Origin of the sequence: Stenotrophomonas sp. Sm10 (assembly GCF_030985515.1) — a bacterium.
Taxonomy (GTDB): Bacteria; Pseudomonadota; Gammaproteobacteria; order Xanthomonadales; family Xanthomonadaceae; genus Stenotrophomonas; species Stenotrophomonas hibiscicola.
Map to the genome: position 1 here is coordinate 1 of NZ_JAPTFO010000127.1, position 6,746 is coordinate 6,746.

A 6,746-nucleotide genomic window follows, 5' to 3' on the forward strand; every position below is an offset into this window, starting at 1 on the left:
CCCCCCCCCCCCCCCCCCCCCCCCCCCACTACCGGGGTGTTTTCACGCTTCGCGCTCCAACACCCCATCACGCAACCGGTACTGCGCATCGACCACGCCTTCGGGCAGGTCGTCGTGGGTGATCATCAACAGGCTGCGCCCGTCCAGCAACCCGGAGAGATCGTGCAGCAGCGCACGTGCGGTATCCACGTCCAACCCTTCGGTTGGTTCGTCCAGCAGCAGGATCGGCGCGTTGCGCAGCAGCGCCCGCGCCAGTGCCAACCGCCGCGCCTGGCCGGCTGACATCGTCGCGCCGTTCTCGCCCACCCAGGCCTGCAGGCCGCCGTTGCGCTCGGCCCATTCGCCCAGACGCACGCGGCGCAGCACCGCCCACAACGCGGCGTCGCTGGCATCGGGATCGCCCAGCCGCAGGTTTTCTGCCACGCTGCCGGCAAACACCGGTGCGTTCTGCGGCAGCCACGCCAGTTGCCGGTGCCAGTCAGCCTGGGCGAAATCACGCAGATCGCGGCCACCGTAGGTCAGCCGTCCCTGCTGCGGATCCCACAGCCGCAGCAGCAGGCTGGACAGCGTGGTCTTGCCGCTGCCGCTGTCGCCGCGGATGGCGATGCGTTCGCCTGGCGCCAGGGTCAGATGCAGGCCGGACAGCACCGGCCGCGCCGCACCGGGCCACTGGAAATGCACGTCATCCCACTGTACGCGCGCGGCCTGCGGTACCGGCTGCGGCGCCTGCGGATCGTCCACCGTCGGCGGTTGCTCGACGATGGCCTGCAACCGATCGGCGGCAATGCGCCCGGACTGCAGCGACTGCCAGGCCAGGCCCATGCCGGCCCATAGCTCGATCAACGCCACGGTCAGGAACACCAGGCCCGCGGCCATCTCCGGCGCGATGCGCTGCTGTTCGGCCGCATGCAGGGCCAATGCCAGCATCGCCACCAGCCCCAGCCCGGCGACCAGACCGTGCAGCGTCGAGGCCGCGATCAGGCGCCAGCGGCGGCGGCGATCACGCGAGGCCAGCTGCTTGGCAGCTACGCGTACCTTGAGCTGCCAGGCCGCATCGGCGTGCAGCGCGGCCAGGTCACCCGCACCTTCCAGCCCTTCGAATGCAGCGGTACGCAATGCGGCACGATGCGCGGCACGGTCGGCCTCCTCGTCGTCATGGCCACGCACGCCCAGCCACGGCACGCCGAAGGCGATCAGCAGCGCCAGCACCGCCATCAGCACCGCAGCCGACGGCAGGATCAGTGCCGCCGAAACGATCGCGACCAGCGACAATCCGCCCAACGCCACCAGCGGCCCGATCGCACGCACCAGCAGGCCGTCCACTTCACCGATATCGCCGAGCAGGCGCGCCAGAAGGTCGCCGGTGCGCGTAGCCCCCAACCGTGCGGGTGCCAGCGGCAACGCGCGGCGGAAGAACCACACGCGCAGGTCGCGGGCGATGCGCAGCGTGGCGTCGTGGCCGACCAGCTTCTCGAAATAGCGCGACACGATGCGCGCCATCGTCAGCCCGCGTATGCCAGCGGACGGTGAAAAGAAGTTGAAGCCTTGGCCGAGGCCGGCCGCGCCAGCCAACGCGGCGGCGGTGAGGAAGCCACCGGACAGACCCAGCAGAGCGGTGCCGGCCAGCATGGTGGTCCACAGCAGCAGCACGGTGAGCAGCAGGCGCGGCCGATGGCGCAGGAACACCGCGCGCAGCGAATCAGGCGAACGGCTCATGCGCGCACCGCCTGTGCCGGCTCGACCAGGCGGCCTTCCGGCAACAGCAGGCAACGGTCGGCCCAGGCGATCACCGCCGGGCTGTGGGTGGCGACCACCACGCTGCGGCCACGTGCATAGGCGGCCAGGCTGCGCAAAAGCGCCGCTTCGGTATCGGCATCGAGGAACGCGGTGGGTTCGTCCAGCAGCAGCACCTGCGGATCGCGCAGCAACAACCGGGCCAGGCCGATACGACGGGCTTCGCCGCCGGACAGGCCGAAGCCACGTTCGCCGATCACCGTGTCCAGGCCCAGTGGCAGGCGCTGTGCGAACTGCAGCACCTGCGCGGCCTCGGCCACCGCACGAAGACGCGCATCGCTGGCACCCGGATCGGCCAGGCGCAGGTTGTCGGCAATGCTGCCGTGGAACAGGTAGGGGCGCTGGCTGGCATAGGCCACCTGCACACCGGGACGCAGCTGCAGCTTGCCGGCGCGCGGCGGCAGCCAGCCGGCCAGCGCTTCCAGCAGGGTGCTTTTACCGGAGCCGCTGGGACCAACCAGGGCCAGGCGCTGGCCCGGCTCCAGCCGCAGGTCCAGATCCTGCAGCACATCCTGCGGCGCGCCCAGCGGGCGCAGCACCAGCCCTTGTGCCTGCAGCGGCGGCAAGGCGGCCTCGGCCGGCTCCACCGCCAAAGGTGCAACCTCGTTCTCGATCAGGCCCTGCTCATCGGGCAGCGACTGCAGCAGGCGCTCCACTTCGGCGGCGGCGGCCAGTGCATTGGCGCGATCATGGTAATGCGCGGCCAGCCGTCGCAGCGGCGCATAGAATTCCGGTGCCAGCAGCAGGCAGAACAGCCCCGCACCCAGCGTCGGCACCGCTGCATGCAGCGACATCATGCCCAGATAGCTCAGGCCCAGGTACAGCGCGACCATCGCCACGCTCACCGAGGCAAAGAACTCCAGCACCGTGGACGAGAGGAAGGCGATCCGCAGCACTTTCAGGGTACGCACGCGCACACCTTCGGCGGCCGCCTCGATACCCTCCAGCTCGGCCTCGCCGCGGCCATACAGGCGCAGCAGGCCCAGGCCCTTGATGCGGTCAGCGAAGTGGCCGCTCATCCGCGCCAGTTCACCCAGCTGCGCACGACCGGCGGCTTCGGCCCCCCACCCCACCAGCATCATGAAGAACGGCACCAGCGGCGCGGTGAACAGCAGGATCAGCGCCACCACCCAGTCCACCCAGGCCACTGCAGCCAGGATCAGCAGCGGCACCACCACCACTTCAGTGCGCACCGGCAGGAAGCCGCTGTAATAGCTCTCGATCGCATCACCGTGATGCAGCATCAGTTCGCCCAGTTCGCCGGTGCGGCGCTGCCGCAGCCACAGTGGGCCGTGGCCCAGCAGGCGTGCGAACACGCGTTCGCGCAATGCCAGGCGTGCGGCGTCGGCCACGTCACCGGCAGCCGCCTGGGTGGCGCTGCCCAGCAGCGTGCGCAGCACCAGGATCACCGCCAGCCCACCCAGCGCTGGCAGTCCCGAGGCCAGCGGCACGCGCTCCACCAGCACCTGCTGCACCAGCCAGGCGATGGCGGCAGCCTGGCCGATCAACAGCGCGCCGGACAGGCTGATGCACAGCGCGGCCAGGCGCTGGCGGCCCCGGGCGGAGCGTGCCAGGTCGGCCAGCCAGGCGGTGCGCACACGCCGCTGGCGGGCGGTTTCAGCTTCCGGGGACAGGCCGTCAGGGGTCGTTTCGGCAGCGCTCAAGAGGTCTTCACGGGCAACGGGGGAGACACGGCATTGTAGGCGCAGGCAATAGCCCGCCCCTGCGGCCGGCGGTCGCAGTCTTCATCAGGTTGGCATACGATCAACCGGGGCACCTGTTCATACATTGATCTGGATCAAGGCTGTTTGAAGTAGTCGGTCACATCATTCACGTCGTAGACCACCCTTCCCGCCACCTGCAACGGCACTATCCAACGAGGTAGCCAGGCCATGATTGATCAGACAGTCGTAGAACTGTCGCGGCTGCAATTCGCGCTGACCGCGATGTACCACTTCCTATTCGTACCGCTCACCCTCGGCCTGTCCTTCATGGTGGCCATCATGGAGAGCGTGTACGTGATGACCGGCAAGGAGATCTGGCGCAGGATGACCCTGTTCTGGGGCGTCCTGTTCGGCATCAACTTCGCCATGGGCGTCGCCACTGGCATTGTCATGGAGTTCCAGTTCGGCATGAACTGGTCCTACTACAGCCACTACGTGGGTGACATCTTCGGTGCGCCGCTGGCGATCGAAGGCCTGATGGCCTTCTTCCTGGAAGCCACCTTCGTCGGCCTGTTCTTCTTCGGCTGGAACCGCCTGAGCAAGGTCAAGCACCTGATGGTGACCTGGCTGATGGCACTGGGCACCAACCTGTCGGCAATCTGGATCCTGGTGGCCAATGGCTGGATGCAGAACCCGACCGGTGCGGTGTTCAACCCGGAAACCATGCGCATGGAAGTGGTCGACTTCATGGCGGTGGTGTTCAACCCGGTGGCGCAGGCCAAGTTCGTGCACACCGTCAGCGCCGGTTATGTGACCGGTGCGGTGTTCGTGATGGCGATCAGCGCGCTGTTCCTGCTGCGCAACAAGCACAAGGACCTGGCCCGACGTTCGTTCGCGGTGGCCGCGGCGTTCGGCCTGCTGTCCTCGCTGTCGGTGGTGGTGCTGGGTGACGAGAGTGGCTACGCCGCCAGCGAACACCAGAAGATGAAGCTGGCCGCGATCGAAGCGATGTGGGAGACCGAGCGTGCGCCGGCCGACTTCACCGCCTTCGGCATCCCGAACCAGGACACCCACCAGAACGACTACGCGGTGAAGATCCCCTACCTGATGGGCCTGATCGCCACCCGTTCGTTGAACCAGCCGATTCCAGGCATCCTGGAACTGGTCGAGCGCGCCGAACACCGCGTGCGTGGCGGCCAGCTGGCCTACGGCGCGCTGGAACGCCTGCGTGCGAACAAGAACGACGTGGAAGCGCGCGAGATGTTCGACCGCCACTGGCAGGACCTGGGCCACGGCCTGCTGCTCAAGCGCTATCGCGATGACATCCTCAACGCCACCCCGCAGGAGATCTCGCAGGCGGCGATGGACACGGTGCCGCGCGTGATGCCGTTGTTCTGGACCTTCCGCGTGATGGCCGGCCTGGGCTTCTACCTGATCGCCTTCTTCGCCCTGGCCTTCTACTACTCCTGCCGCAACAATTTCCAGGACAAGCGCTGGTTCCTCAAGCTGGCCCTGTGGACGCTGCCGGCACCGTGGATCGCGATCGAGTGCGGCTGGTTCGTGGCCGAGTATGGTCGCCAGCCGTGGGCGGTCGATGGCGTGCTGCCAACCTTCTATGCGGCATCGGGGCTGGCCCTGCATGAAATCGTGCTGACCCTGGCCGGCTTCACCGCCATCTACACCGCGCTGATCGTGGTCGAGATCAAGCTGATGCTCAAGGCGATCCGCAAGGGTCCGGACGAGCTGCTGCCATCGCTGCAGTCGCCCCAGCCGCATGCTTCCCACAATGCCTCGGCGCCGGTCGCCGGCCAGGCCTGAGGCAGGAGAACCAAGATGGATTTCATTCTTCTGGACTACACCACGCTGCGCGTGATCTGGTGGCTGCTGCTCGGCATCCTGCTGATCGGTTTTGCCGTGATGGATGGTTTCGACCTGGGCGTGGGCACCCTGCTGCCCTTCGTCGCCCGCACTGACGCCGAACGCCGCCGGGTGATCAACACCATCGGCCCGGTCTGGGAAGGCAACCAGGTGTGGCTGATCCTGGGTGGCGGCGCCATCTTCGCCGCCTGGCCGCCGCTGTACGCGGTCAGCTTCTCTGGCTTCTACCTGGCGATGTTCGTGATCCTGTTCGCCCTGATCCTGCGCCCGGTCGGCTTCAAGTTCCGCAGCAAGATGCCCAGCGAACGCTGGCGCAACACCTGGGACTGGGCGCTGTTCATCGGTGGCTTCATCCCGGCGCTGATCATGGGCGTGGCAGTGGGCAACGTGCTGCTGGGCGTGCCGTTCCATTTCGATGACAGCATGCGCATCTTCTACACCGGCTCGTTCTTCGGCCTGCTGATGCCCTTCGCGCTGCTGGCCGGCCTGCTGAGCGTCTCGATGCTGGTCGCCCACGGTGCCGCCATGCTGGTGATCAAGACCGACGGCGCGGTGGCCGAGCGTGCCGCCCGATTCGGCAGCATCGCGGCGATCATCGCCTTCGTGCTGTTCGCGGTGGGCGGCGCCTGGGTGGCCTTCGGCCTGCCGGGTTACCAGATCACCTCGCAGGTGGTTACCGATGGCGCCACCAATCCGCTGCTGAAGACCGCCGAACTCGGCGCCGCCGGTGGCTGGATGCGCAACTACAGCGCGATGCCGGCCACGATCCTGGCCCCCCTGCTCGGCCTGGCCGGCCTGCTGGCCAGTGCGGTGCTGCTGCGGGCCCGTCGTGGTGGCCTGGCCTTCATCGCCTCCGGTGCGGCCATCGCCGGCATCATCCTGACCGTCGGCTTCGCCATCTTCCCGTTCCTGCTGCCGTCCTCGAGCCAGCCCACCTCCAGCCTGACCGTGTGGGATGCCTCGTCCAGCCACCTGACCCTGTGGATCATGCTGCTGGCCACGGCGGTGTTCCTGCCGATCATCCTCGCCTACACCACCTGGGTGTACCGCGTGCTGAAGGGCAAGACCACCTCCGAAGAGATGGGCAACAACCCCAACGCGTATTGATTGCTTGCACGTGTGCCGACCAACGGTCGGCACCTACCCGGAATGAAGGAGACTGATCATGTGGTATTTCGCCTGGATTCTCGGTGCCGGCCTCGCCTCGACGGTGGCCATCCTCAACGGCATGTGGTTCGAAGCCCGCGAGCAGAACCGCATCGAGAACGAAAATCGTCGCTGAGATGTAAAAAGACCTTGCCGCCTTGGCCTTCACACGGTATCTTAGGCGGCTCCTTCGGGGTGTAGCTCAGTCTGGTAGAGCGCTACGTTCGGGACGTAGAGGTCGCAGGTTCGAATCCTGTCTCCCCG

General features: G+C 67.3%; 5 protein-coding genes and 1 tRNA gene. 4 read left to right on the forward strand and 2 right to left on the reverse strand.

What is annotated here, in order from left to right; all coding sequences use genetic code 11:
* Nucleotides 1-42 precede the first annotated feature (42 nt).
* Nucleotides 43-1,716 (reverse strand): thiol reductant ABC exporter subunit CydC, encoded by a 1,674-nt coding sequence (cydC, locus tag O0J15_RS19905; RefSeq protein ID WP_308306172.1) that lies wholly within the window; start codon nucleotides 1,714-1,716, stop codon nucleotides 43-45.
* Nucleotides 1,713-3,458: a thiol reductant ABC exporter subunit CydD gene (gene cydD / locus O0J15_RS19910; RefSeq protein ID WP_134735486.1), complete on the reverse strand. Its 1,746-nt coding sequence runs from the start codon at nucleotides 3,456-3,458 to the stop codon at nucleotides 1,713-1,715. Before cydD ends, cydC begins: the two co-directional genes overlap by 4 nt.
* Nucleotides 3,459-3,686: 228 nt before the next feature.
* On the opposite strand from cydD, the gene O0J15_RS19915 reads away from it, so the two are divergent.
* The 4 genes from O0J15_RS19915 (at nucleotide 3,687) to O0J15_RS19930 (ending at nucleotide 6,746) form a co-directional block, all read left to right on the forward strand.
* Nucleotides 3,687-5,276 carry a cytochrome ubiquinol oxidase subunit I gene (locus tag O0J15_RS19915; protein ID WP_019660486.1) on the forward strand — a complete coding sequence of 530 codons (1,590 nt, stop codon included), beginning with the start codon at nucleotides 3,687-3,689 and terminating at the stop codon, nucleotides 5,274-5,276.
* A gap of 15 nt (nucleotides 5,277-5,291) precedes the next feature.
* A complete protein-coding gene (gene cydB, locus O0J15_RS19920; RefSeq protein WP_058982786.1) occupies nucleotides 5,292-6,443 on the forward strand; it encodes a cytochrome d ubiquinol oxidase subunit II in 1,152 nt (383 codons plus the stop codon).
* A 58-nt stretch (nucleotides 6,444-6,501) separates the two neighbouring features.
* On the forward strand, nucleotides 6,502-6,618 hold the full coding sequence (gene cydX, locus O0J15_RS19925; RefSeq protein WP_021204639.1) for a cytochrome bd-I oxidase subunit CydX: 117 nt from the start codon (nucleotides 6,502-6,504) through the stop codon (nucleotides 6,616-6,618).
* 55 nt (nucleotides 6,619-6,673) lie between these two features.
* Nucleotides 6,674-6,746 (forward strand) — tRNA-Pro (locus O0J15_RS19930).